Below are 24,720 nucleotides of genomic sequence, written 5' to 3' on the forward strand. Positions count from 1 at the left end.
ATCAGCTCTTGACCAGCAGGCCGCGGCTGCGCAGCACCCAGCGCTCGACCGGGCTGAAGATCAGCAGGTCGATCGCGATGCCGACGACCAGGATCAGGATGATCGCGAGGAACACGCCGGGCAGGTCGATGTTGTTGCGGCCGTTCTCCAGCAGCTGGCCGAGCCCGAGGCCCAGGTCGGGCGAGCTGGCGATGATCTCGGCGGCCATCAGGGAGCGCCAGGAGAAGGCCCAACCCTGCTTGAGGCCGGCCAGGTAGCCGGGCAGCGCGGCCGGCATGACGATGTGTCGGGCCCCGCGCAGACCGGTGGCCCCGAGGGTGCGGCCGGCCCGCAGGTACAGCGGCGGTACCTGGTCGATGCCGGACACGAGTCCGTTGGCGATCGAGGGGACCGCGCCGAGCAGGATCACGGTGTACATCATGGCGTCGTTGAGGCCGAACCAGAGGACGGCCGGGGGCACCCAGGCGACCGAGGGCAGGGACTGGAGGCCCTGGAGGATCGGGCCTATCGCGGCGCGGACGAACTTCACCCGGGCGACCAGCAGGCCGAGCGGGGTGCCGATGGCCAGGGCCAGCAGGAAGCCCAGCAGACCGCGCGAGACGCTGGTCCAGACGACCTCCAGCAGCGTGCCCTGGAGCCACATGGCGGACAGGCTGTCCCACACGGCGGACAGGGACGGGAGCTTCGTCTCGTCGGTGACCTTCGTCGCGACGAGGACCTGCCAGACGACGAGGACCAGACCGACGGCGATGACCGGCGGCAGGACCTTCTTGACGAGGACCTCGCCGATCGGGGTGCGGTGGGTCTGGACCGCGTCGAGCGCGTCCAGGCCGGCCTCCAGGCCGGCCAGATCGTCCGCGCCCTTGGCCGCGCCCTTGAGCTTGGTGTCAGTGCTGGCCATGGCGGCGGATCTCCCCACGCAGGTGTTCAGTGATCTCGACGGACAGCTCCGCGACGTCCGCGTCCTCGATGCGGCGCGGCTGCGGGATGTCCACGGTCCATTCCTTCGCGATCCGTCCGGGACGCGAGGAGAGCAGGACCACGCGCTGGGCGAGGCGGACGGCCTCGCGCACGTTGTGCGTGACGAACAGGACGGAGACGTTGGTCTCCTCCCAGATGCGGGTGAGTTCGCCGTGCAGGACGTCCCGGGTGATGGCGTCCAGGGCCGCGAACGGCTCGTCCATCAGCAGCAGTTCACTGTCCTGCGCCAGGGCCCGGGCGAGCGCCACGCGCTGGCGCATGCCGCCCGACAGCTCGTGGACGCGCTTGCCGTACGCGCCGCCGAGCCGCACCAGCTCCAGCAGCCGCTCGGCCTCCCGGCGGCGCTCCGCCTTGGCCACCCCGCGCAGACGCAGGGCGAGTTCGATGTTCTTGCCCGCCGTCAACCACGGGAAGAGGGCGTGCTCCTGGAACATCAGGGCCGGGCGGCCGGAGGTCTCGATGGTGCCCACGCTGGGCTTGTCGAGACCGGCGACGAGGTTGAGCAGGGTGGACTTGCCACACCCCGACGCCCCCAGGATGGTGACGAACTCGCCGGGAGCGACATCGAGACTGATGTCGTCCAGGACGAGCTGCGATCCGGCCGGGCCGGGGAAGGACTTCGAAACGTGTTCGATGCGGGCGGCGTGCCCGTGCTCGGCCGCGGTGCCCTCGGCAGCCTTGGCAAGTGTGGTGGCCATGGTCGTCACCTCCTGGGGATTCTCTGGACCGGGGTTACTTGGCGCCGAGGCCGGCGTCGGAGACCTCGGGCTTGCCGGCGGCTTTGAGGACCTTGTTGAGGATCTTGAGGTCGTAGATGCCGGCGAGGTCGGGTTCCTGGATGAGCTTGGCCTTGACGGCCCAGTCGGATTCGGTCTTGAGGGTGCTCGCGAGGGGGTCGTCGGTGACGAGGATGCCGGGCCAGGCGGGGTCGATGACCTTGGGGTCGAGTGCCTTGCCGCCGAGGGTTTTCAGGGCGGCGTTGGCGGAGGCCTTGGCCTTGTCGGGGTTGGCGTTGATCCAGTCGTTGGTCTTGACGGTGCCGCTCAGGACGGCTTCGACGACGTCGGGGTGTTCCTTGAGGAACTTCTGGGACACGATGACGTGGGTGATGACGAACTTCTTGTCGGGCCAGAGTTCGGTTTCGTCGAGGAGGACCTTGGCGCCTTCGGAGACGAGTTTGGAGGCGGTGGGTTCGGGGACCCAGGCGCCGTCGATGGAGCCTTGCTTGTAGGCGTCGGGGGTGACCTTGTTGTCGGTGCGGACGACGGAGACGTCGCCCTTGCCGGATTCGGGGTCGACGTTCCAGCCCTTGGTGCCGATCCAGTTGAGGAAGGCGACGTCCTGGGTGTTGCCCTTTTGGGGGGTGGCGATCTTCTTGCCCTTGAGGTCGTCGAGGGTTTTGATCTTGTCGGGGTTGACGACGAGCTTGACGCCGCCGGAGGCGGAGCCGGAGATGATGCGCAGGTTGGTGCTCTTGGACTTGACGTAGCCGTTGATGGAGGGGGAGGGGCCGATGAAGCCGATGTCGAGGGAGCCGCCGTTGAGGGCCTCGATTTCGGAGGGGCCGGCGTTGAAGGTCTGCGGCTTGAGGGTGGTGGCGCCCAGTTCCTTGGCGATGAGGCCTTCCTGGATGCCGACCAGGGCGGTGGCGTGGGTCAGGTTGGGGAAGTAGCCGATGCGGACCTCGGGGGCGGAGAGCTTCTTGCCCTCGGCGCCGGCGGGTGCGGGCTTGTCGGCGGACTTGTCCTTCTCGGCATCGGAGCCGTAACCGCAGGAGGCGAGCGCGCCGATCAACAGCGGCAGGGCGGCGGCGGCGACAACGCCGCGGCGCAGGGTCTTACGGGCGGTACCGGTGGCAGGCACGGGAGAGGTTCCTCTCAAGGCGTCGATTCACGACGCACGTCTTCGTCTACGGAGCGGGGGCGACCCGTGGGGGGTGAGGGCGCGCGAGCGGTGCGCGTACGTCATCACGCACATCGCGCCACGCCTCCCTGGCCGCTGCCGAGGGAGCCGCTGCCGACGCGGCCGCCCTCCTTCGCGAAGGTCGCGTAGATGTCGAGCACGGTTAGAAGTCCCACCCTTCCTCATCCGCCTGCACGGTGGTGTGGGCCTGGGAGGCGAAGGACTCGCCCGCCATGCCCGCGGCCAGGGTGGTCCCGTCGGCCGGGTCGATCAGCAGGAAGGACCCGGTACGGCGCGAGGCCGCGTACGCGTCGAGCGCCAACGGCTCGGCGGTGCGCACGACCACCCGGCCGATGTCGTTCGCGACGAGCTGCCCCGGGTTCGGGTGCTGGGACAGGTCGTCCAGGGTGAGCCGCGAGGGGATCTCCTTGACGATCGCCTTCACCGTGCGCGTCGTGTGCTTGAGCAGCACCCGGGCGCCCACGGCCAGCGGCTGGTCGGCGACGTGGCAGACCGTCGCCTCGACGTCCTGGGTGGTGGCCGGCGTGCTCGCGGACGGCGCGATCAGGTCGCCGCGCGAGATGTCGATGTCGTCCCGCAGGCGCAGCGTCACCGACTGCGGCGCCCAGGCGATGTCCACGCTCTCGCCGAGCGCGTCGATCCCCTCGATCACCGAGGTGCGGCCCGACGGCAGGACCGTGACGGGCTCGCCGACGCGGAGCACGCCGGAGGCGATCTGGCCCGCGTAGCCGCGGTAGTCGGGGTGCTCGGCGGACTGGGGACGGATCACGTACTGCACGGGGAACCGGGCCGGGCAGGCGGTCAGGTCGTGGCTGACCGGAACCGTCTCCAGGTGCTCCAGCACGGTCGGGCCGCCGTACCAGTCCATGTTCGCGGAGGGCTCCACCACGTTGTCGCCGGCCAGCGCCGAGATCGGGATGGCGGTGATCTCCGGGACGCCCAGGTCGGAGGCGTACGCGGTGAACTCCTCGGCGATCCTCGCGAAGGCCTTCTCCTCGTAGCCCACCAGGTCCATCTTGTTGACGGCCAGGACCACGTGCGGGACCCGCAGCAGGGCCGCGACGGCCGCGTGCCGCCGGGTCTGCTCGATCACGCCGTTGCGGGCGTCGACCAGGACGACCGCGAGATCGGCCGTGGAGGCACCGGTCACCATGTTCCGGGTGTACTGCACGTGCCCGGGGGTGTCCGCGAGGATGAACCGGCGCCGGGTCGTCGCGAAGTAGCGGTAGGCCACGTCGATCGTGATGCCCTGCTCCCGCTCGGCCCGCAGGCCGTCGGTCAGCAGCGCCAGGTCGGGGGTGTCCTGGCCGCGCTGGGCGGACACGGCCTCGACGGCCTCCAGCTGGTCGGTCAGGATCGACTTGGAGTCGTGCAACAGCCGCCCGACCAGGGTGGACTTGCCGTCGTCGACGGAACCGGCGGTCGCGAAGCGCAGCAGCGTGGTCGCCGAGAGATCGGCGAACTGCTCGGTGGTGGAGGTCATGTCTAGAAGTACCCTTCGCGCTTGCGGTCTTCCATCGCGGCCTCGGACATCTTGTCGTCGGCGCGGGTCGCGCCCCGCTCGGTGAGCCGGGAGGCGGCGATCTCGGTGATCACGGCGTCCAGCGTGGTGGCCTCGGAGTCGACGGCACCCGTGCAGGACATGTCACCGACGGTCCGGTAGCGGATGAGACGCGTCTCGGTGGACTCGTCCCGCTTCGGACCGCCCCATTCGCCGGCCGTCAACCACATGCCGTTGCGCCGGAACACCTCGCGCTCGTGGGCGAAGTAGATCTCCGGAAGCTCGATGCCCTCGCGGGCGATGTACTGCCACACGTCCAGCTCGGTCCAGTTGGAGAGCGGGAAGACGCGCACGTGCTCGCCGGGGGCGTGGCGGCCGTTGTAGAGCTGCCACAGCTCGGGGCGCTGGCGCCGCGGGTCCCACTGGGAGAACTCGTCGCGCAGGGAGAACACCCGCTCCTTGGCGCGGGCCTTCTCCTCGTCACGGCGGCCGCCGCCGAAGACCGCGTCGAACCTCAGCCGCTGGATCGCCTCCGTGAGGGGGACGGTCTGCAGCGGGTTGCGGACGCCGTCCGGGCGTTCGCGGAGCTTGCCGGCGTCGATGTACTCCTGGACGGAGGCCACGTGCAGGCGCAGGTTGTGCTTCTCCACGGCCCGGTCGCGGTAGGCGAGGACCTCGGGGAAGTTGTGGCCGGTGTCCACGTGCAGCAGCGTGAAGGGGACCGGCGCCGGGGCGAAGGCCTTCAGTGCCAGGTGCAGCATGACGATGGAGTCCTTGCCGCCGGAGAACAGCACCACCGGCTTCTCGAACTCGCCCGCCACCTCGCGGAAGATGTGCACGGCCTCCGATTCGAGGGCGTCGAGGTGCGACAGCGCGTAGGGCGCGTCCGTCCCTTCGTGGACGTGTGCGACGGTGGCCGTCATGCCAGACCCCTCTCGGTGAGCAGCGCGTGCAGGGCCGAGGCCGACTCGTGCACGGACTGCGTGTGCGACTCGATGCGGAGGTCCGGGGACTCCGGCGCCTCGTACGGGTCGTCGACGCCGGTCAGACCGGATATCTCGCCCGCCGCCTGCTTGGCGTACAGGCCCTTCACGTCGCGCTCGGAGCAGACCTCGACCGGGGTGGCCACGTGGACCTCCAGGTACGTGGTGCCCTCGGCGGCGTGCCGCTTGCGGACGGCCTCCCGGCTGTCCGCGAACGGCGCGATCACCGGCACGAGCGCCTTGACGCCGTTGCTCGCGAGGAGTTCGGCGACGAACCCGATGCGCTGCACGTTGGTGTGCCGGTCCTCGCGGCCGAAGCCGAGGCCCGCGGAGAGGAACTCGCGGATCTCGTCACCGTCGAGGACCTCCACCCGGTGGCCGTCGGCGCGCAGCCGCTCGGCCAGCGCGAGGGCGATCGTGGTCTTGCCCGCGCTCGGCAGCCCGGTCAGCCACACGGTGGCGCCCTGGTCGCTCACGCTCATCGTTCTCGTCTCCGTCGGTTCTTCGTTCGCTTGGCGGTCGGTCATCAGCCGTGCAGCCCGCACTCGGTCTTGGCGCGCCCGGCCCACCGGCCGGCCCTGGCGTCCTCGCCCTCGACCACCCGGCGGGTGCAGGGGGCGCAGCCGACGGAGGCGTAACCGTCCGTCAGCAGCGGGTTGGTGAGCACGCCTTGCTCGGCGACGTACGCGTCCACGTCGTCCTGCGTCCAGCGGGCGATCGGCGAGACCTTCACCTTGCGCCGCTTCTCGTCCCAGCCGACGACCGGGGTGTTCGCCCGGGTCGGGGACTCGTCGCGGCGCAGACCCGTCGCCCAGGCCTCGTACGCGACCAGGCCCTCTTCGAGGGGCTTGACCTTGCGCAGCGCGCAGCACAGGTCGGGGTCCCGGTCGTGCAGCCGGGGGCCGTGCTCGGCGTCCTGCTCGGCCACCGTCCGCCGCGGGGTGAGGGTGATGACGTTGACGTCCATCACGGCCTCGACGGCGTCCCGGGTGCCGATGGTCTCCTCGAAGTGGTAGCCCGTGTCGAGGAAGACCACGTCCAGGCCGGGGGAGACCCGGGAGGCGAGATGGGCCACGACGGCGTCCTCCATGGAGGAGGTCACCGCGAACTTCTCGCCGAAGGTCTCGGTGGCCCAGCGCAGGATCTCCAGCGCGGAGGCGTCCTCCAGGTCACGGCCCGCCTGCTCGGCCAGCGCCTTGAGGTCGCGCGTCTCCTGAATGGTCGTCATGTCTCTTCGCCTCCACCGGAGTTGGACTGAACGCCTCGGGACAGCAGCCCGAGGTACTTCAGCTGGAAGGCTCGGTTGCAGGCCCTGCATTCCCAGGCGCCGTGACCCGTCTCGTTGGGGAACAGGTCCTCGTCGCCGCAGTACGGGCAGTAGAAGGGGGCCGCTCGCTCGCTCACGACAGGGCCTCGTCGCTCGCTCGGGTCACCCAGGCGGCGAAGCGCTCGCCCTCCTCGCGCTGCTCCTGGAAGCGCGTGACGACCCGCTCGACGTAGTCGGGCAGACCGGCCGCGGTGACCTTCAGGCCGCGGACCTTGCGGCCGAAGCCGGCCTCCAGGCCGAGCGCGCCACCGAGGTGGACCTGGTAGCCCTCGACCTGGTTGCCGTCGTCGTCCAGGACCAGCTGGCCCTTGAGACCGATGTCCGCGACCTGGATGCGGGCGCAGGCGTTCGGGCAGCCGTTGATGTTGATGGTCAGCGGTTCGGCGAAGTCCGGCAGGCGCCGCTCCAGTTCGTCGATCAGCGAGGCGCCGCGCGCCTTCGTCTCGACGATGGCGAGCTTGCAGAACTCGATGCCGGTGCAGGCCATGGTGCCGCGACGGAAGGGCGAGGGCTTCACCCGCAGGTCCAGCGCCTCCAGGGCGGCCACGACCGAGTCGACCTGGTCGGGCTCGATGTCGAGGACGATCATCTTCTGCTCGGCGGTGGTGCGCAGCCGGTCGGAGCCGTGCTGCCGGGCCACGTCCGCGATCTTGGTCAGGGTGGCCCCGTCCACGCGTCCCACCCGGGGCGCGAAGCCGACGTAGAAGCGGCCGTCGTTCTGCTCGTGCACGCCGACGTGGTCGCGCCACTCGCCCGAGGGCTGCTCGGGGGCGGGCCCGTCCGTCAGCTTGCGCCCCAGGTACTCGTCCTCCAGGACCTGGCGGAACCGGGCCGGGCCCCAGTCGGCGACGAGGAACTTCAGGCGCGCGCGGTTGCGCAGCCGGCGGTAGCCGTAGTCGCGGAAGATCGAGATGACGCCCTCGTAGATGTCCGGGACCTCTTCGAGCGGGACCCAGGTGCCCAGGCGCACACCCAGCTTGGGGTTGGTGGAGAGGCCGCCGCCGACCCAGACGTCGAAGCCGGGGCCGTGCTCGGGGTGGTTCACGCCGACGAAGGCGATGTCGTTGATCTCGTGCGCCACGTCGAGCAGCGGCGAGCCGGAGATCGCGGACTTGAACTTGCGGGGCAGGTTGGAGAAGTCCGGGTTGCCGACGATCCGGCGGTAGATCTCGTCGATCGCGGGGCTGCCGTCGATGATCTCGTCCCGGGCGATGCCGGCGACGGGGGAGCCGAGGATCACGCGGGGCGTGTCACCGCAGGCCTCGGTGGTCGAGAGGCCGACGGCCTCCAGGCGGCGCCAGATCTCCGGGACGTCCTCGATCCGGATCCAGTGGTACTGCACGTTCTGCCGGTCCGTGAGGTCGGCGGTGCCGCGGGCGAACTCCTCGGAGATCTCGCCGATGACGCGCAACTGCTCGGTGGTCAGCCGGCCGCCGTCGATGCGGACGCGCAGCATGAAGTACTTGTCGTCCAGCTCCTCCGGCTCCAGGATCGCGGTCTTGCCGCCGTCGATCCCGGGCTTGCGCTGGGTGTAGAGGCCCCACCAGCGCATGCGGCCGCGCAGGTCGTTGGGGTCGATCGAGTCGAAGCCCGCCTTGGAGTAGATCGTCTCGATGCGTGTCCGCACGTTGAGACCGTCGTCGTCCTTCTTGAACTGCTCGTTGCCGTTGAGGGGCGTGTGGTGTCCGACGGCCCACTGACCCTCGCCGCGGTGACGGCCGGTCTTGCGGCGCGCGGCTGCGGCCGCGGGGGCTGCGGCTGCGGGCGTTTCGGGGGTGGCGGCCATGGCTGTACGTCCTTCTCGGGCGGCTGGGGGCAGGGGCAGGGGGCGCGGCGCGGTGGCGCCCCGACGGTGCGCCCGCCGCTGAGCGGGTGCGGCGCAGTGCCGCTCCTCACCGGGATTGCCGGTGGTCGGAGCGGTGTTCGGCCTTCAGGGGGCGGGCGGTGCTACGGAGCGTCGACGGGTCCGCGGCGGCGGGGACGGCGTCGACGTGCGGCGGTGGCTGGTTCCGTCAGCGCGCCGGACAGATGGCGCTGGACATGCGGCCGAGGTCGACGTGCCGCCGACTCACCAAGGCAATTCCAGCTGCATCCATGGCGGAAGCGTGGCACGGGCCGATTGGAGGAGTCCACTACTGTCCATCATTCGGACGAACTCGTCTCGGATCATGGGATTGCGTGATCCGGATCACCCCGGTCCGGCCACCACCGGCGAGCCGGGTGGGGCCGGGGCGGTCCCGGTGGGACGGTCAGGCGCCCGGCCAGGGGCCGGGGGTGGGGGTCTCCTCCTTGGGTTCCGTCTCCGTCTTGAAGACCTTGAAGCCGCGCCGCTCGTAGTTGGCCATGGCCGTCGGCCCGTCCTGGCTGCACGTGTGGACCCAGACCCGCCGGGTGTCCTCGCGGCCCGGCCAGCGGTCGGCCAGCGACCAGGCGGCGGCCACGCCCACCGTCAGCAGGTGACCGCCGATGCGCAGGCCGCGGAAGTCCGGCAGCAGCCCGAAGTACATGATCTCCACGACGCCGTCGTCCTGGGGGTCGAGCTCGCAGTAGCCCGCCGGGGTGCCCCGGTCGTACGCGACCCACGTCTCCACGCCCGGCCGGCCCAACTGCTCCACCCACTGCGCGCGGGTCAGCGCGAGCCGGTCCGTCCAGTGGATGTCCCCGCCCACCGAGGCGTAGAGGAACCGGCTGAACTCGGGGGACGGCACCTCCGCCCGTGAGACGGCGATCTCGGGGCCGGGGACGGCCGCGGCGACCAGTTCCTCGGGCGAGGTCATTTCCAGGGACCAGGTGGTGAGTGTGATGGTGCTCATGGACGTCAGGGAATCACATCGCCCGACCGGCTCCGGGGCGACCCCCAGGGCCCCGCGGCGTCCAGCCGGGCCCTGATCACCGCGGGGGCCGTGGAGTGCGGCAGCAGGTCCCCGGGGCGCTCCGGGCGGATCAGTTCCACCTCCACGTCCTGCGCGAAGCGGTACGGGCGGTGGGTCAGGACCCCCGCGAGCCGGCGCCGCACCCGGGACAGCTCCGCGCGGACGGTGACCGTGCGGGTCGGGTCCCCGAACAGCTCGGCGGACAGCTCCGCCGCCGAGCGCCCCCTCGGGGCCTCGGCCAGCAGGAACAGCAGCTCCGCGTGGCGCGGGCTGAGCTCCTGCGACCAGCTGCCCGCGGCCCCGTACACGGTCGCCGTCCAGGTCCCGGCCCGGCTCAGGTCGAGCACCACCCGGCTCGCGGCCGTCGAGGCGGGACCGGACGCGGTGATCCGCAGCAGCCAGCCGCCGGGCAGCGGCTCCGCCACGCAGTCGCCGAGCTGCGGCAGCCACACGGGCCCCGGACCGAGCCCCTTGGGCAGCGGGATCCGGTCGGCGGGCGCCAGTCCCGTCACGGCCGCCGTCCAGCCGTGCGGGTCGACGGCCACCGCCCGGCCCGTCAGGCGGGCCAGCAGCGGGGCGGCGACCGCCCGCAGCCGCTCCAGGGACTCCAGGTGGCGGACCCGCAGCTCCCGCTCGGCGAGCCGGGCCACCGCGCCGACCCACGCCAGCGTGGCCGGGTGCATGGTGGCCAACGGCCCGCTGACGTCGACCACGCCCAGCAGTCGTCCGTCGCGGGGGTCGCACACGGGAGCCCCGGCGCAGGTCCAGTCGTGGTGGGTGGAGACGAAGTGTTCCGCCGAGAACACCTGGATCGGCCGGCGGGCCACCAGGGCCGTGCCGACCCCGTTCGTGCCGACCACGGCCTCCGCCCAGTCGGCGCCCACCGCGAAGCCCAGCCGGTCCGCCTTGCGCAGGATCGAGGCGTGCCCCTCCCGCCACAGCAGCCGCCCGTCCGCGTCGGCGACGACCATGATGTGCAGCGACGCGTCCAGGGCGGGCAGCAGGCCCTCGCGGAGCACCGGCAGGACCTCCCGCAGGGGCGAGACCTGCCGCCGTTCCTCGGTCTCGGCGGCCGACAGCAGCCGCGAGCGCGCGTCCCGGTCCGGGTGCACCCCGCAGGCCAGCATCCGGCGCCAGGACTCGGCGATCTCCGGCCGGGGGGCGGCCGGGGGCCGGTCGCCGGCCAGCGCGGCCGCCCGTACCCCCTTGAGCAGACGCGCGGCCTGCCGCGCGTCCATGGCCGAGACGCGTGCCGCGTCGACCGCGCTGCCTGCGGTGTGGGTCACCGGAACCTCCCCGTGCGGAACGGACGTGCGGGGGGAAGTCGCCCGGTGGCCCGCGCCGCCGACTCCCCGTGGCGCGCGCGGCGGGCGATCCCCGACTCGATGGGACGACTGGGGTGCAGGGTTGCAACGGTATGCAACTCTCGCCAACCCCCGGTCGCCCGACCGAAACTATCGGGACGTCGCCGAGCGGCGTGACAGCTCCTTCCTCGGGGCTTCTCGGAGCCGGGGTGGCGCCGAGTCGGCGCGGCGCCATTCCCGGTCTTCCGGCCGACGGGCCCGGATCACGGCAGTGAGCGGTTTGGGGACCACTCCTAGGCCGCGATCCGTGCCCGGGCCACGATCGAACCCAGGTCCAGACTGTGCGGCAGCGTGCCGAACGCCGTGCCCCAGTCGCCGCCGAGCCGCGAGGCGCAGAACGCGTCCGCCACCTCCGGCGGGGCCCACCGCACCAGCAGTGACCCCTGCAACACCAGTGCCATGCGTTCCACGACCCGGCGGGCCCGGGCCTCGATGCCCTCCAGGTCCGCGAGGTCGGTCAGCAGGTCCTTGACGGCGGCGTCCAGCCGGTGGTCGGCGCCCCGGGCCAGCCCGACCTCCCGCAGGAAGGCGTTCAGCGCCTGCGGTTCGCGCTGGAGCGCCCGCAGTACGTCCAGGGCCTGGACGTTGCCCGAGCCCTCCCAGATGGAGTTCAGCGGGGATTCGCGCAACAGTCGCGGCAGTCCGGACTCCTCGACGTAGCCGTTGCCCCCCAGACATTCGAGGGCCTCGGCGACCATCGGCGTACACCGCTTGGTCACCCAGTACTTGGCCGCGGGCACGGCGAGGCGCAGGAAGGCCTTCTCCTCGTCGGTGCCGGCGTCGTACGCGGCGGCGAGGCGCAGGGTGAGGACGGTGGCGGCCTCCGACTCCAAGGCCAGGTCGGCCAGCACGTTGCGCATCAACGGCTGCTTGATGAGCGGTGCTCCGAAAGCAGAGCGGTGCTCCGTGTGGTGGACGGCCTGGGTCAACGCCTGACGCATCAACGAGGCCGAACCGATCACGCAGTCCAGCCGGGTCGCCGCGACCATCTCGATGATGGTCCGCACCCCCCGGCCCTCCTCGCCCACCCGGCGGGCCCAGGTGCCGTCGAACTCGACCTCGCTCGACGCGTTCGACCGGTTCCCCAGCTTGTCCTTCAGCCGCTGGATCGCGAAGACGTTGCGGGTCCCGTCCGGCAGCACCCGCGGCACCAGGAAGCAGGTCAGCCCGCCCGGAGCCTGCGCCAGCACCAGGAACCCGTCGCACATGGGAGCGGAACAGAACCACTTGTGCCCGGTCAGCAGGTACTCGCCGGAGGCGTCCAGCGGCACCGCCGCCGTCGTGTTCGCCCGTACGTCACTGCCCCCCTGCTTCTCCGTCATCCCCATCCCGAAGAGCACGCCGCCCTTCTCCGCGGCCGGCCGCAGGCCCTGCTCGTACACGTGCGAGGTCAGCAGCGGCTCCCACTCGGCGGCCAGCTCCGGATCGGTGCGCAGCGCCGGCACCGCGGCGTGCGTCATCGACACCGGGCAGCCGTGCCCGGCCTCGGCCTGCGACCACAGGAAGAACCCGGCCGCCCGGCGCAGGTGCCCGGCCGGGCGGCCCCACGCGTCGGTCAGCCCGGAGGTCACCGCGTGCCCCAGCAGCCGGTGCCAGGCCGGGTGGAACTCCACCTCGTCGACGCGGTGCCCGTACCGGTCGTGCGTGCGCAACTTCGGCGGATTCTCGTTCGCCTGCGCACCCCAGTCCTGGGCCTGGCCCGAGCCCGCGGCCCGCCCGAGCGTGGTGAGCTCCTCCCTTACCTCGTCGCGCAGTTCGGGGGAGGCGTCGGCGAGGTGCCGCTCCACCCCCTCGGTGAGGGCCCGGTCGCCGGTGAAGGCCTCGTAGCCCACGAGGGGCGGGGCCTGGTTGCTGACTGTGTGGGTGGTGGCTGCCATGCGGATACCGTAAGGACGTGCAGCCAGCAAAAGAAACACCCCAGCGGATCCCAGGGCGGCTCCACCGGGCCCGCGCCCTCTACCGCAACGTCTCCAAGCGCGAAATGGGCTGGCTGCTGCTCAAGGACACCGTCAACTCGTGCATCGAGTACCGGATCCTGGGTCTCGCGGCCGAGGCGGCCTTCTTCACCCTCCTCTCGCTCCCGCCGCTCTTCCTGGGCCTGCTGGGCCTGCTGGGGTACGTGGACGGCTGGACGGGCGGCACGTTCGTCGCCAGCATCGAGGAGAACATCCTGCGCGCGGTCGGCACGGTGCTCTCCGACCGGGGCGTCAACGACATCGCCAAACCGATGCTGGACGACGTGACCAGCCGCGGCCGACCGGACCTGATCTCCCTCGGGTTCGCCTTCGCCCTGTGGTCCGGTTCCCGGGCCGTCAACGTCTTCATCGACACCATCACCGTCATGTACGGCCTCGACGGCCAGCGGGGCATCGTCAAGACCCGGCTGCTGGCCTTCCTGCTGTACGTGATCGCGCTGTTGATCGGTGCGATCGTGCTGCCGCTGATGGTCGCCGGCCCGGACGCGGTGGTGCGCCTGCTGCCCTGGAGCACGGAGGTGATCGCGGTCCTCTACTGGCCGACGGTCACCCTCCTCTCCATCGCCTTCCTGACCACGCTCTACCACGTCTCCGTGCCCGTGCGCTCGCCATGGATCGAGGACGTGCCGGGCGCCCTGGTGGCCCTGGCGATGTGGGTGCTCGGCTCGTTCCTGCTGCGGATCTACCTCACCAACACCGTGGAGGGGCCGACGATCTACGGTTCGCTGGCCGCGCCGGTCGCGATCCTGCTGTGGATCGGCATCTCGGCCTTCGCCGTGCTCGTCGGGGCCGCCGTCAACGCCGCCATCGACCGGGTCTGGCCGTCGGTGGCCACCGCCGCGGCCCGCGAGGCCAACGAGCGGGTACGGGAGGCGGAGGCGGCCCAGCTCATCGCCCGCGCCGCGGCCTGGCGGGCGCTGGCCGAGGGGGAGTCCGAGGACGACGAGGACGCGGGGATGCCCTCGGAGTTCCCCGAGCGCTGGTCGCGGTTCCTGCCGCCCGAGGACTACCACTCCCGACTGCGCAAGCACTGACCCCCCGGCCGCACGGCCCCCGAGGTCCCGGGCCGCAGGGCCGCCGAGGTTCCGGCCGCACGGCCCCCGGCTTCCTGGCTGCGCGGGCACCGGGCGCGGTCGTAGCCTGGCCCGGTGTACGAGGAGCGAGCTTCCCCGCTGGTCCCGGGCGCCGTGCTGTGGCGCTCCGACGGGCCCGGCGGCGCGGTGCTGCCCGACGGCTGCATGGACCTGCTGTGGACCGGCGGACGGCTGCTGGTGGCCGGCCCGGACACCGGCCCGCACCCCGCCGGCGAGATCCCGGGCGAGGCACCCGGCGGCACCTTCTGGGGGCTGCGGTTCGCCCCCGGGACCGCGCCCGCGCTCCTCGGCGTACCGGCGCACGAACTGCGCGACCGGCGGGTGGAACTGGCCGGACTGTGGCCCGGCGCGGAGGTGCGCCGCCTCGCCGAGCGGACGGGCGCGTACGCGGACCCCCGCGACGGCCTGGAGGAACTGGCCCGGGCCCGCGCCGCCGACAGCGGGCCGCCCGACCCGGTCGCCGCCGCGGTACGGGCGGGACTGCGGCGCGGCCGGTCGGTGGCCGCCCTCGCCCGGGACGTCGGGCTCGGGGAACGGCAGCTGCACCGTCGCTCCCTCGACGCGTTCGGGTACGGCCCCCGCACCCTGGGACGGGTGCTGCGCCTGCAACGGGCGCTGGCCCTGCTCCGCATCGGGACCCCGCAGGCACGGGTGGCGTACGCGGTCGGGTACGCCGACCAGGCCCACCTGGGCCGGGAGGTCCGCGCCCTGACCGGGCGCACGCCCGGGGCCCACGCACCGCCCCCGGACCGGGCGCCCGGGGGCTGACCGGGGGATCGGCGCGGGCGGGCGCGGGTCAGGCGCCGGGTCGCGGCTCCGCGGCGGGGGCGAACAGGGAGACCCCGGAGCCGTCCGGGTCCAGTACGACGGCGTAACGCTGCCCCCAGAACGCGTCCCAGGGCTTCAGGTGGCCCGGGTGTCCCGCCGCGGTCAGTTCGGCGTAGAGGGCGTCCACCTCGTCGGGGGAGTCGCACAGGAAGGCCAGCCCGACGCGGCCCTCGCCGGAGGGGCGGGTCCAGGACGGGTCGAAGGAGCGGATGACCTCCTCGGTGTCCCAGCCGATCCGCGTGCCGCCCGGCAGGACGGTCTCCACGTGCGGCAGGCCGTCCGCGTCGGGCGGGAGGTCCAGGCCCAGGCGGCGGTAGAAGGCGAGCGAGGCGGCCATGTCCGTGACGACGAGGCCGATCATGTCGAGTCGGGGAGTCATGCGCCCAGTGTGGGACGCGCGCCGATCGCGGGTCTTGAATGAATCGGACACGTGCCGAATGGTTCCACCCTCGCCCGGCATCAAAAAAGCGCAAAGACTGCCGGAAACCGGCAAACAACCCGAGGGGGTCGCTGCGGCAGACCGGGGCTTGCCGGGGTGCTCGTACCGGCCCGGTGCCGAGACACGGAAGCGGAAGGGGGGCTACCGGTGGAAGAGTTCATCGCCGCCGCGTTCGGGTTCCCCGCCGTGGTGTTCGCCTTCGCCCTCGGCGTGGTCGTCCGGCTCGCCTCGGGAGACGCGACGGCGCACGCCGACCGACTATTCCACCCGTACGTCCCGGCGGAACGCGAGCGGATCGTGGCGGTGCTGCGGCACCTGCCGGCCGCGCGGGACGTGGTCGTCACCGTCAACGCGGCCTACATCGCCTCGGCCGCCAGGACGGACGTCACCCGCACGGAACCCCCCTTTCGGCTCCAGGGCTCGTACCGCGACATGAACAAGATCGCGACGCGGATCGACCCGGTCATGAACGCGGCCGAACTGTCCGCGTTGATCGACGACCACTACCGCGCGCAGGCGCAGACCCTGACCTCGGGGGCGGAGGCCAACCGGCTCAAACTAGCCGATTTGCGCGGCATGTTGACGGACGATCAGGCGGAGCGCTGGGTCGCGCTCAAAGCCTCGTACGTGCGCGAGCAGGCGCTCGGCGGCCCCGGGGACGACCCGGTCACCCGCGCGGTCGCCGCCCTGGGCCTGCTCGCCGATCGCCTCACCGCGGTGGAGACGGCGATCCGGGGGAGGGCCGGGACGGCCGGGAACTGAACGGGCCGGAAAAAGAGTTGGCGCGGCCCCGAGGGGGCTTGTTACCGTGAGGCCGTTCCGCCGATCGGCGCGGAGCATCGGCTCGTGAAGGACCCGGAGGTGAGCTCGTTGATGACTGTCGTCGCGCAGGGCGCTGCCCGCACTCAGAAGATCATCAATGTCACCCCCGTGGTCTCCGGCTGACCTCACACCTTCTTCGCGCGCCACCGAGCGCGCGCCGCCGGGGCCACCCTGTGAAGGGTTCCCCTTGTCTTTCTCCTCTTTCTCGCAGGCTCCGCTCGCGCACGCCCTCACCCCCTTCGGTTGGGACGACGCGTGGGCGGCCGAGTTCGCCCCGTACCTCGCGCAGGGCCTGTTGCCCGGCCGGGTCGTCCGGGTCGACCGCGGCCAGTGCGACGTCATGACCGCGGACGGGATCGTCCGCGCCGACACCGCCTTCGTCACCCCGCACGACCCGCTCCGGGTCATCTGCACCGGTGACTGGGCCGCCGTCGAGGCGGCCGGCAACCCCCGGTACGTCAAGGCCTACCTGCCGCGCCGGACCGCCTTCGTGCGGTCCACCTCCTCGCAGCGCTCCGAGGGACAGATCCTCGCCGCCAACGTGGACCACGCCGTCATCGCGGTCTCGCTCGCCGTCGAGCTCGACCTCGGGCGCATCGAACGCTTCCTGGCCCTGGCCTGGGAGTCGGGGGCGCAGCCGCTGGTCGTCCTGACCAAGGCGGACCTGGTCCCGGACCCGACCGCGCTGTCCTACCTGGTGGAGGACGTCGAGACCGCCGCGCCGGGCGTGCAGGTGCTGACCGTCTCCTCCGTGACGGGTGAGGGCACGGACGTCCTCGCCGCGGTCGTCGCGGACGGTACGAGCGTCCTCCTCGGCACCTCCGGCGCCGGCAAGTCCACCCTGGCCAACACGCTGCTCGGCGTCGACGTCATGGAGGTGCAGGCGGCCCGCGAGCTCGACGGCAAGGGCCGCCACACGACGACCACCCGCAACCTCCTCGCCCTCCCGGGCGGCGGCGTCCTGATCGACACTCCCGGTCTGCGCGGCGTGGGACTGTGGGACGCCGAGGTGGGCGTCGGGCAGGTCTTTTCGGAGATCGAGGAGTACGCGCGCGAGTGCCGCTTCCACGACTGCGGGCACGAGGCCGAACCGGGGTGCGCGGTGCTGGCGGCGCTGGAGTCGGGTGAGCTGCCGGAACGACGGCTCGAGAGCTACCGCAAGCTGCTGCGGGAGAACCAGCGGATCGTCGCCAAGACGGACGCGCGCCTGCGGTCCGAGATCCGCCGGGACTGGCGACTGAAGTCGGCGGAGGGCCGGGCCAATCACGCGGCCAAGCGGGGCGGACGGGTCTGACCCGTCCGGCGGACGACCTCCGGCCCGCGGTGGGCCCCCGCCGAGCGGGGGCCCACCGCCGGGACCGGCCCGCGGCTCCCGATCCCGGCGGCTCCCGATCCCGTCGGACCCCGGACCGTGCCTACGACGCGAGCACCGCGCCCAGCCAGGCCGCCACCACCAGCAGGCACGCGAACAGTTCCACCAGCACGCTCGTACCCACCGCGCGCATCACCGCCCGGACCGAGGTCCAGGCCTCCCCGCGCGTGCCCAGCCGCAGGCGCTCGCACAGGTAGATCCCGCCCACGAACCCGGGGATCGCGCCCACCACCGGCAGCAGGACGAAACCCAGCAGCGCGCCCGCGCCCGCGAACACCGCCATCCGGGGCGTGACCCCCACGGCCCGCAGCCGCCGGGGCGGCAACTGCCACTTCACCACCTGCACCACCAACAGCAGGGCCGTCGTGGCGACGAGCAGGGCCCAGGCGAGCGAGGACCGCATGTGCAGCGCCCACCACAGCACCCCCGCCCAGACCAGCCAGGTTCCCGGGACGCCGGGGACCAGTACCCCGAGCACCCCGAGCAGCAGCACCAGCCCCACCAGGAGCAGCTGAGGCAGATCCATCTGCCCAGCCTGACCGACCAGGGGCTATCGAGCCACCCAGCCCCGCTCGTACGCGTGCCAACCGAGCTGGAGCCGCGTGGTCACCCCGGACATCTCCATCAGACCCTTGACCCGCCGCTGTACAGTCCGCAGCCCCAGCTCCAGGTGCTTCGCCACGCTCGCGTCCGTCATGCCGGCCAGCAGCAGGGACAGGATCTCCAGGTCGATGGTGTCGGGGCCGCCCCCCGACTCCTCCGGGGAACCGGTGGAACCCAGCCGCAACGGCAGCGCCTCCCGCCACACCGCCTCGAAGAGGCCCATCAGGGACTCCAGCAGACCCGACGCGTGCACCACCAGCGCGGCCGGCTCGGCGCCCCGCGCCGTCAGCGGCACCATCGCCAGACTGCGGTCCGCGATCACGAGCTTCGTCGGGACCTGCCCCGTCACCCGGATCCGTTCGCCGCGCGCCAGGGCCGTCGACGCCTCGCGGACGCCGCTCGGCAGGGTCAGCACCTCCCGCTCGATGACCACCCGGTACTCCACGCCGCGCACGGAGGCCCGCTCCTCCGCCTCGTTGTCCATCCCCGTCATCACCTGGGGCCGCCCGCTCACCAGCGCGCACACCTCCTCGGTCGCGCCCAGCTGGAGCTGTACGAAGCGGTGCGCGACCGCGCTCGCCCCCGTCACCACCTCCACCAGGTCGTGGACCGCCGGCTCGGCGGCCTCCGCCCGGTACTCCTGCGCCAGCAGCGCCGCCGCCAACTCCGCCTGCTCCAGCTCGTGCCGCTGCTGCGTGAGCAGCGCCCCCAGCGCCACCCCCGGAGGGGCCGCCACCCAACGGCCGGGGCGCGCCGAGGACTGGGCCGCCAGGCCGTGCCGCTCCAGGTGCCGCAAGGCCCGCTCGGTCTGTGGCACGGGCAGCGTCAGCCGGTGGGCCAGGTCGGGCACCTCCGCGGCCCCCAGCGCCACCAGCGCGCGGTACGCCGACTCCTGCCCCTCGTCCAGGCCTATCGCACCCAGCAACACGTCCACCCCTTCTCTCGACACCGCTCCTGGCGGGAAGCGGCCACGGCGCAAACCCGCCGCCGACATCATCGCCGTACCACCCGGCTCTCTGTAAAGGTGACGCCACCGCAGCACCACCATTCGCCGGTCGACAGCCACGCGCACGGCAACTTTGCCGTGCGATGAGGCAGTTGGTCGGAATTCACCTGGGGAGAGCGATGCGCCCGATATCGCGCACGGCGCTGGGAGCGGCCGTGGCGGCCGTCCTGGCCGCCAACGCCGTCGACCCGTCCACGGCACAGCCGAGCGACGGAGCGAAGGACAAGAGACCGATCGTGGGAAGCGAGGCGGCCGGCGCACACCCCTCGACGCCCGTCACCGTCACCCTCGTCACGGGCGACCGGGTCCTGGTGTCCACCGACGCCGCCGGCCGCGCCGCCGCCACCGCGATGCCCCGTGAGGACGGCTCGCAGCCCGTGGTCCAGACCCGCCAGAGCGGCAAGGACCTGTACGTCTACCCCGAGGGCGCGATCGCGGCGCTCGCCGCGGGCACGGTCGACGAGGAACTCTTCAACGTCACCGGCCTGATCCGGCAGGGCTACGACGACGCGCACGCCAAGAAGCTGCCGCTCATCGCGGTCTACGACGGCTCCGTGAACGTGGCGCGCTCCGCGCCGCCCGCACCGCGCGGCGCCGACCGCTCCCTGGTCCTGCCCTCGATCGGCGCGGTCGCCCTCGCCGCCGACAAGCAGCAGGCCGCGGCCTTCTGGACGGACGTGATCCGCCCCGCGACCGGCGACCGCTCCCGCGCGGCCGGCGGCTTGAAGAAGCTGTGGCTGGACGGCAAGGTCCGGGCGAACCTGGAGCGGTCCACCAAACAGGTGAACGCGCCCGCCGCCTGGGCCGCCGGCTACGACGGCAAGGGCACCAAGGTCGCCGTCCTCGACACCGGCACCGACCTGGACCACCCCGACCTCAAGGGCCGCGTCGCGGCGTCGAGGAACTTCACCGACTCCGACAGCGACGCCGACCGGCAGGGCCACGGCACCCACACCATCTCCACCGTCGGCGGCTCCGGCGCGGCGAGCGGCGGAGCGAAGAAGGGCGCCGCCCCCGGCGCCGAACTGCTCAGCGGCAAGGTCCTCAACGACCAGGGCTACGGCCTCGACTCCTGGATCATCGCCGGCATGGAGTGGGCCGTCGACAGCAAGGCCGACGTGGTCTCCATGAGCCTCGGCGACCCCTCGCAGACCACCTGCGACGACCCGATGAGCGCCGCCGCCGAGCAGCTCGCCCGCAACTCCGGCACCCTCTTCGTGATCGCCGCCGGCAACTCCGGCCCCGGCAACAACACGGTGTCCTCACCCGGTTGCGCCCCCGGCGTGCTGACCGTCGGCGCCGTCGACCGCGACGACACCACCGCCTCCTTCTCCAGCCGCGGCCCCGCCGGTCTCCAACACACCCTCAAGCCGGAGATCGCCGCGCCCGGCGTCGGGATCTCCGCCGCCGCGATGGGCGGCCGCGGGGTGTACGCGTACCAGTCCATGTCCGGGACCTCGATGGCCACCCCGCACGTCGCGGGCGCCGCCGCCATCGTCAAGCAGCGCCACCCGGACTGGACGCCGCAGCAGGTCAAGGCGGCCCTCGTCGGGTCCGCGAACACGAAGGTGCCCGGTGACGTCCGCCAGACCGGCGGCGGCCGGCTCGACGTGAAGGCGGCCATCGACACCACCGTCACCTCCGCGCCGGCCGTGCAGGGCGGCGCCTACAACTGGCCGCAGGACCGCGGGGACCGCACGAGCGTGGACGTCCCGTACACCAACACGGGCACCAAGGCGGTCACCCTGAACCTGGCCGTCGAGAAGGTCACCGGCAACGACGGCTCAACCGTCCGCTCCCGGCCGGCCCACCTCGACCGGCGCACCGTGACCGTCCCGGCCGGGGCCACCGTGAAGGTACCGCTGGCACTGGAACCCGACGCGAAGCTGGAGCGTTCCCAGTACGGGGACATCACCGGACGCGTCGTCGCCACGGCGAACGGCGTGCGCGTCTCCACCCCCTTCTCCCTGTACGTGCAGCCGCAGACCGTCACCCTGCGCGTCAAGCTCATCGACCGCGCCGGCAAGCCGGCCGCCGGGCCGTCCTCCCTGGACGTCATCGGCACCGACGACGCCAGTGGCGAGCGCCGCTTCAACGAGGGCGCCGTCGACCAGGTCTACCGGGTCCGACCGGGCTCGTACTTCCTGTCCGCCTTCGTCGGCACCCCCGACGCCGGCGTCGCGGAGAACCCGCTCGTCGACTCCCTCACCTACCTCGGCCGCCCGCAGGTCGAGATGGTGAAGGACACCGTGATCGTGCTGGACGCCCGCAAGGCGGCCAGGCTCTCCCTCGCCACCGACAAGCCCACCGAGGCCCGCTCCACCACCCTCGCCTTCTCCCGCTCCTGGGACGAGGCCTGGTTGCACGCGGGCACCGCGCAGGGCGGCCGATCGATCCGCGGCTACTACGCCTCGGTCGAAGGAAAGGCCGAGGAGGGGCAGTTCGAGTTCGGCAGCTACTGGCGGGCCGCCGCGCCCCTGGTCTCCGAGCTGAAGGCGGCAGGCGGCCCGACGCTGCACCCGACCACCGCCTCCCTCGGCAGCGACAACCTCGACGGAACCGGCTCCGCGCCCCTGGTGAACGCCGGCAACGGCACCCCCGAGGAACTGGCCGCGGTCTCCGCCAAGGGTGCGATCGTGCTGGTCAAGACCGTGGACGGAGCGCTCTACGAGGTGGCGGAACGCGCCAGGGCCGCCGGCGCCAAGGCCGTGCTCGCCCACCGCGACGCCCCCGGCCGCTGGATCGGATTCACCGGCTACGCGGGTGGCTCCCTCCCCGCGCTGTCCATCGAGACGGGCGAGGCCAAGGCCCTGCTGGCCCGGCTGGACGCGGGCAAGGTCACGCTGAACTGGAAGGCCACCGCGAAGAGCCCCTACCTCTACAACCTCGCCCAGATCGAGAAGGGCGAGGTGCGCGGCGACCGCACCTACCGGGTGCGCGACCGCGACCTCGGCGCCGTGGAGTCCACCTACCACGCCATGGGCGTCGGCGCGGACTTCGTCGATCTGGTCGGCGCCTACCGGCCGTCGGGCAACGCCGTGTTCTTCGGCAGCCTGGAGACCGTGGCGGTGCCCGGCAAGCGCATCGAGTACCACACCGCCGGCGACACCGCCTGGGACCACCTGCTCTCCAGCAGCTTCCCCTGGGGCGAGTTCATGACCGGCCAACAGCGCACCTACACCAAGGGCTCGAAGCGCAGCGAGAGTTGGTACGACGGAGTGATCGGCCCGGTCGCCCCGCGCGACACCGCGGGCCGGCCGCTGCTCGCCGCCGAGCGGCAGGGCAACCTGATCGGCTTCGCCTCCGCCATGTGGGGCGACAGCGGGCACCACGCGCAGCCGGGCTCCTTCGGCGACGCCGGGGGACTGGTGCTCAAGCGCGACGGCGAGCAGATCGGGGACAGCTGGTACCCGTCCGGGGTCTTCGAGGTCCCGGCTGGTGAAGCCACGTACGAACTCACCCAGCAGGTACAGAAGTTCGGCCAGCCGGCCCGTACCTGGCAGCGCTCGCAGGAGATCCAGACCTCCTGGACCTTCCGTTCGAAGGAGGACGCCACCCGGTACTCGCAGGCCCTGCCGATCCTCTTCCCGGCGCTCTCGATCCCGGAGGACGGGGTGAAGACCCTCGCCGCGACGAACGGCCAGACGATCCGTCTGGGCGTCACCGGGCACGCGGGCTACACGCCGGGCGCGCTGAAGTCGGCGAAGCTGTCGTACTCCTACGACGGTGAGAACTGGACGCGCGCCGAGGTCGGCGAGCGTCGCGGCACCTGGACCGCCCGCGTGGACCACGCGGGCGCCGCCGGCAAGCCGGTGTCGCTGAAGGTCGAACTGACGGACGCGAACGGCGCGTCCGTCACCCAGACGGTCGTGCGGGCCTACGACATTCGTTAGCCCGTACGACTGAAGCGGAGAGGGTCCACCGGGCGGCGGCCCGGTGGGCCCTTTTCGTGTGTTCCGCGTTTTTCGCCGCCCCCGACGGCCGACAATGGAGGCATGAGTCAGCGGGGTGCGGACGACTGGTGGCAGAAGCTCTACGAGGACCCGGACGCGGTACCCGAACCCGATCCGGGGGACACGCTGGACCAGCGGTACCGCTCGGCGGTGGTGCTGGTCAAGGAGCCCGAGACGGGTACGGCGACGGACGCGGGCGCGGAGTCGGGTCCGGGGTCGGTGGGCACGACCGCACCGTCCGACCGGGCCGGCTCGGTACTGCCCGCCCAGCGGCGGGAGGCCGAGCCGGAGCGCGAGCCGGCGGGAGCCGGGCCCCGGGGCGGGGACACCCCGGTACCTCCCCCGCCACCGCCGTCACCACCCCCGCCCCCCGCGTACGTGCCTCCGCCGCCTCCACCCCCGGCGTACCCGCCGGCGCCCGCGATGCGGGACCCGCGGACCGCCGGGGCCACCGGCTACGCCCTGGGCGACGTGGTCGTCCCGCCCGCCGAGCCCGAACCGGCGTGGGCCCCGGAACCGGTGGCCCCACCGCGGCCGCCGGAGCCGCCCGAGCTGCCCGTCCGCGGCCGAGGGGCGCCCCGCGAGGAGGCCCCCTCAGGCGCGCCCGCCCCGGCGGCCGCACCCGTACCGGAGGCGTCGTCGCAGGCCGCAACCGCGCCCGAGTCGGAATCCGGGTCGAGCCCCGACCCGGTACCCGGGTCGGAGCCCCGCGAGGAGCCGCCGGCCCGGGGCGTGCCCGCCGAGCGGCCCGAGGTGCGCCACCTCGGGGACCGGGCCCCCACCTACCACGCCGAACCGGGAGCGCTGCCCCCGGCCGACCCCGCCGCGCTCGACACGCTGACGCCCGACACCGTGCTGGAGGGCGCCCGCCACGGCACGTACACCCTGCGCGCCGCGTCCCTGCGCGGCGACTCCGCCCGGTTCCGGGGCGAGGCCCGGCGGGACTCCCTGCTCACCGCCCGCTTCGGCGCCGGCGACGACGCCCTCGTGCTGGTGGTGCTGGCCGGCGGTGACCGGGCCGCCCCCGGGGCCAAGGAAGCCGCCGCCGAACTGTGCCACGCCGTCGCGGCGGCCGTCGGGCGCAGCCACGAACGGCTGTCCGACGACGTCCGGGCCGGGCGCCGCGAGGCCCTGCGCTCCGGCCTCCAGCGACTGACCGACCGGGGATACGGGCGGCTGCGGGCCCGGGCCGCGGAACTGGGCCACGCCGAGGAGTCCTACACGGCGGGGCTGCGCGGGGTCCTGCTGCCGGTGGACCCGCGGTGCCGCAACCGGGTGTGCTTCGGCGCGGGCGCGGGCGGGGTCTTCCGGCTCCGCGCCGGCCGCTGGCAGGACCTGGAGCCGGGCCGGTCCCCGGACCCGGGACCGGCCGGCCCCTCCGAGACGTCCCCCGAAGGCGGCGCGGGCAGCGGGTTCCTGTTCCGCGCGTCCGTCGCCCGACCGGGGGACACCCTGCTGCTCTGCTCCGGTGGGCTCGCCGACCCGATGCGGGAGGAAGGGCTCCTCTCGGCCGAACTCGCCGCCCGCTGGTCCGAGGGGGAGCCGCCCGGCCTGCCCGCCTTCCTCGCGGACGCCCAGCTCCGCCTCAAGGGGTACGCCGACGACCGGACGGCCGCCGCGGTCTGGGAGGCGTAACGGCGCGGGACGTGCGTGGATGGAAGGCGCACACGGCAGT

The 24,720-nt window shown here is 72.8% G+C and carries 21 protein-coding genes and 1 pseudogene; 6 read left to right on the forward strand and 16 right to left on the reverse strand.

The genetic code is table 11. The features are described from left to right. Position 1 precedes the first annotated feature (1 nt). The 13 genes from OTB19_RS05775 to OTB19_RS05830 form a co-directional block, all read right to left on the reverse strand. Positions 2-901 (reverse strand): ABC transporter permease, encoded by a 900-nt coding sequence (locus tag OTB19_RS05775; RefSeq protein WP_267796914.1) that lies wholly within the window; start codon positions 899-901, stop codon positions 2-4. Then, positions 888-1,679 (reverse strand): ABC transporter ATP-binding protein, encoded by a 792-nt coding sequence (locus OTB19_RS05780; RefSeq protein WP_267796915.1) that lies wholly within the window; start codon positions 1,677-1,679, stop codon positions 888-890. The genes OTB19_RS05775 and OTB19_RS05780 overlap by 14 nt, the downstream gene beginning before the upstream one ends. Positions 1,680-1,713: 34 nt before the next feature. Next, positions 1,714-2,844, reverse strand: coding sequence for an aliphatic sulfonate ABC transporter substrate-binding protein (locus tag OTB19_RS05785; RefSeq protein WP_267796916.1), 1,131 nt, complete (start codon positions 2,842-2,844; stop codon positions 1,714-1,716). A 202-nt stretch (positions 2,845-3,046) separates the two neighbouring features. Next, complete coding sequence (locus OTB19_RS05790; RefSeq protein WP_267796917.1) at positions 3,047-4,387, reverse strand: sulfate adenylyltransferase subunit 1; 1,341 nt, start codon at positions 4,385-4,387, stop codon at positions 3,047-3,049. Between the two features lie 2 nt (positions 4,388-4,389). Beyond that, positions 4,390-5,328: a sulfate adenylyltransferase subunit CysD gene (cysD, locus tag OTB19_RS05795; protein ID WP_267796918.1), complete on the reverse strand. Its 939-nt coding sequence runs from the start codon at positions 5,326-5,328 to the stop codon at positions 4,390-4,392. Next, entirely contained in the window at positions 5,325-5,870 is a 546-nt protein-coding gene (gene cysC, locus OTB19_RS05800; RefSeq protein ID WP_267796919.1) for an adenylyl-sulfate kinase, read from the reverse strand. Before cysC ends, cysD begins: the two co-directional genes overlap by 4 nt. Positions 5,871-5,914: 44 nt before the next feature. Further along, positions 5,915-6,616: a phosphoadenylyl-sulfate reductase gene (locus tag OTB19_RS05805; protein WP_267796920.1), complete on the reverse strand. Its 702-nt coding sequence runs from the start codon at positions 6,614-6,616 to the stop codon at positions 5,915-5,917. Then, positions 6,613-6,792, reverse strand: coding sequence for a hypothetical protein (locus OTB19_RS05810; RefSeq protein WP_053684819.1), 180 nt, complete (start codon positions 6,790-6,792; stop codon positions 6,613-6,615). The genes OTB19_RS05805 and OTB19_RS05810 overlap by 4 nt, the downstream gene beginning before the upstream one ends. Next, positions 6,789-8,501, reverse strand: a complete 1,713-nt coding sequence (locus OTB19_RS05815; RefSeq protein WP_267796921.1) for a nitrite/sulfite reductase — start codon at positions 8,499-8,501, stop codon at positions 6,789-6,791. The genes OTB19_RS05810 and OTB19_RS05815 overlap by 4 nt, the downstream gene beginning before the upstream one ends. A 226-nt stretch (positions 8,502-8,727) precedes the next feature. Continuing rightward, positions 8,728-8,811 (reverse strand): putative leader peptide, encoded by an 84-nt coding sequence (locus OTB19_RS43375; RefSeq protein WP_323178918.1) that lies wholly within the window; start codon positions 8,809-8,811, stop codon positions 8,728-8,730. Positions 8,812-8,964: 153 nt separating this feature from the next. Then, the gene (locus OTB19_RS05820) at positions 8,965-9,528 is read right to left on the reverse strand and encodes a GNAT family N-acetyltransferase (RefSeq protein WP_267796922.1); all 564 of its coding nucleotides are present in this window, start codon (positions 9,526-9,528) and stop codon (positions 8,965-8,967) included. Positions 9,529-9,533: 5 nt separating this feature from the next. Then, entirely contained in the window at positions 9,534-10,826 is a 1,293-nt protein-coding gene (locus OTB19_RS05825; RefSeq protein ID WP_267796943.1) for a GAF domain-containing protein, read from the reverse strand. Positions 10,827-11,185: 359 nt separating this feature from the next. Beyond that, positions 11,186-12,829, reverse strand: a complete 1,644-nt coding sequence (locus OTB19_RS05830; RefSeq protein WP_267796923.1) for an acyl-CoA dehydrogenase family protein — start codon at positions 12,827-12,829, stop codon at positions 11,186-11,188. 17 nt (positions 12,830-12,846) lie between these two features. Between OTB19_RS05830 and OTB19_RS05835 the strand changes: the two genes are divergently transcribed. After that, positions 12,847-13,962 carry a YihY/virulence factor BrkB family protein gene (locus OTB19_RS05835; protein WP_267796924.1) on the forward strand — a complete coding sequence of 372 codons (1,116 nt, stop codon included), beginning with the start codon at positions 12,847-12,849 and terminating at the stop codon, positions 13,960-13,962. A 114-nt stretch (positions 13,963-14,076) separates the two neighbouring features. After that, on the forward strand, positions 14,077-14,790 hold the full coding sequence (locus tag OTB19_RS05840; protein ID WP_267796925.1) for a helix-turn-helix domain-containing protein: 714 nt from the start codon (positions 14,077-14,079) through the stop codon (positions 14,788-14,790). Between the two features lie 28 nt (positions 14,791-14,818). Here the strand turns inward: OTB19_RS05840 and OTB19_RS05845 are convergent, their stop codons facing one another. Next, entirely contained in the window at positions 14,819-15,229 is a 411-nt protein-coding gene (locus OTB19_RS05845) for a VOC family protein (RefSeq protein ID WP_267796926.1), read from the reverse strand. A 264-nt stretch (positions 15,230-15,493) separates the two neighbouring features. Between OTB19_RS05845 and OTB19_RS05850 the strand changes: the two are divergent. Together OTB19_RS05850 and rsgA are read left to right on the forward strand one after the other, a co-directional pair. Continuing rightward, positions 15,494-16,051: pseudogene (locus OTB19_RS05850) on the forward strand (DNA repair ATPase); the annotation flags it as partial. 247 nt (positions 16,052-16,298) lie between these two features. Further along, complete coding sequence (gene rsgA / locus OTB19_RS05855; protein ID WP_267796927.1) at positions 16,299-17,405, forward strand: ribosome small subunit-dependent GTPase A; 1,107 nt, start codon at positions 16,299-16,301, stop codon at positions 17,403-17,405. A 121-nt stretch (positions 17,406-17,526) separates the two neighbouring features. On the opposite strand, the gene OTB19_RS05860 is transcribed toward rsgA, so the two are convergent. Further along, positions 17,527-18,009, reverse strand: coding sequence for a DUF456 domain-containing protein (locus OTB19_RS05860; protein ID WP_267796928.1), 483 nt, complete (start codon positions 18,007-18,009; stop codon positions 17,527-17,529). 24 nt (positions 18,010-18,033) lie between these two features. Further along, positions 18,034-19,011, reverse strand: coding sequence for a helix-turn-helix domain-containing protein (locus tag OTB19_RS05865; RefSeq protein WP_267796944.1), 978 nt, complete (start codon positions 19,009-19,011; stop codon positions 18,034-18,036). A gap of 200 nt (positions 19,012-19,211) precedes the next feature. Here OTB19_RS05865 and OTB19_RS05870 point away from each other — a divergent pair, with 200 nt between their 5' ends. Both OTB19_RS05870 and OTB19_RS05875 read left to right on the forward strand, forming a co-directional pair. Further along, entirely contained in the window at positions 19,212-22,985 is a 3,774-nt protein-coding gene (locus OTB19_RS05870) for a S8 family peptidase (protein ID WP_267796929.1), read from the forward strand. A 102-nt stretch (positions 22,986-23,087) separates the two neighbouring features. Further along, positions 23,088-24,680: a protein phosphatase 2C domain-containing protein gene (locus OTB19_RS05875; protein ID WP_267796930.1), complete on the forward strand. Its 1,593-nt coding sequence runs from the start codon at positions 23,088-23,090 to the stop codon at positions 24,678-24,680. Positions 24,681-24,720 lie beyond the last annotated feature (40 nt).

It is taken from the genome of Streptomyces sp. H27-H5 (assembly GCF_026627505.1).
GTDB lineage: Bacteria > Actinomycetota > Actinomycetes > Streptomycetales > Streptomycetaceae > Streptomyces.

What these genes read in the sequence shown, in the direction of transcription:
- OTB19_RS43375 (WP_323178918.1), bottom strand. Translation starts at nt 8,811, where the DNA reads ATGGATGCAGCTGGAATTGCCTTGGTGAGTCGGCGGCACGTCGACCTC.
- OTB19_RS05805 (WP_267796920.1), bottom strand. Translation starts at nt 6,616, where the DNA reads ATGACGACCATTCAGGAGACGCGCGACCTCAAGGCGCTGGCCGAGCAG.
- OTB19_RS05815 (WP_267796921.1), bottom strand. Translation starts at nt 8,501, where the DNA reads ATGGCCGCCACCCCCGAAACGCCCGCAGCCGCAGCCCCCGCGGCCGCA.
- OTB19_RS05830 (WP_267796923.1), bottom strand. Translation starts at nt 12,829, where the DNA reads ATGGCAGCCACCACCCACACAGTCAGCAACCAGGCCCCGCCCCTCGTG.
- OTB19_RS05790 (WP_267796917.1), bottom strand. Translation starts at nt 4,387, where the DNA reads ATGACCTCCACCACCGAGCAGTTCGCCGATCTCTCGGCGACCACGCTG.
- cysC (WP_267796919.1), bottom strand. Translation starts at nt 5,870, where the DNA reads ATGAGCGTGAGCGACCAGGGCGCCACCGTGTGGCTGACCGGGCTGCCG.
- cysD (WP_267796918.1), bottom strand. Translation starts at nt 5,328, where the DNA reads ATGACGGCCACCGTCGCACACGTCCACGAAGGGACGGACGCGCCCTAC.
- OTB19_RS05775 (WP_267796914.1), bottom strand. Translation starts at nt 901, where the DNA reads ATGGCCAGCACTGACACCAAGCTCAAGGGCGCGGCCAAGGGCGCGGAC.
- OTB19_RS05860 (WP_267796928.1), bottom strand. Translation starts at nt 18,009, where the DNA reads ATGGATCTGCCTCAGCTGCTCCTGGTGGGGCTGGTGCTGCTGCTCGGG.
- OTB19_RS05780 (WP_267796915.1), bottom strand. Translation starts at nt 1,679, where the DNA reads ATGGCCACCACACTTGCCAAGGCTGCCGAGGGCACCGCGGCCGAGCAC.
- OTB19_RS05825 (WP_267796943.1), bottom strand. Translation starts at nt 10,826, where the DNA reads ATGGACGCGCGGCAGGCCGCGCGTCTGCTCAAGGGGGTACGGGCGGCC.
- OTB19_RS05845 (WP_267796926.1), bottom strand. Translation starts at nt 15,229, where the DNA reads ATGACTCCCCGACTCGACATGATCGGCCTCGTCGTCACGGACATGGCC.
- OTB19_RS05870 (WP_267796929.1), top strand. Translation starts at nt 19,212, where the DNA reads ATGCGCCCGATATCGCGCACGGCGCTGGGAGCGGCCGTGGCGGCCGTC.
- OTB19_RS05875 (WP_267796930.1), top strand. Translation starts at nt 23,088, where the DNA reads ATGAGTCAGCGGGGTGCGGACGACTGGTGGCAGAAGCTCTACGAGGAC.
- OTB19_RS05820 (WP_267796922.1), bottom strand. Translation starts at nt 9,528, where the DNA reads ATGAGCACCATCACACTCACCACCTGGTCCCTGGAAATGACCTCGCCC.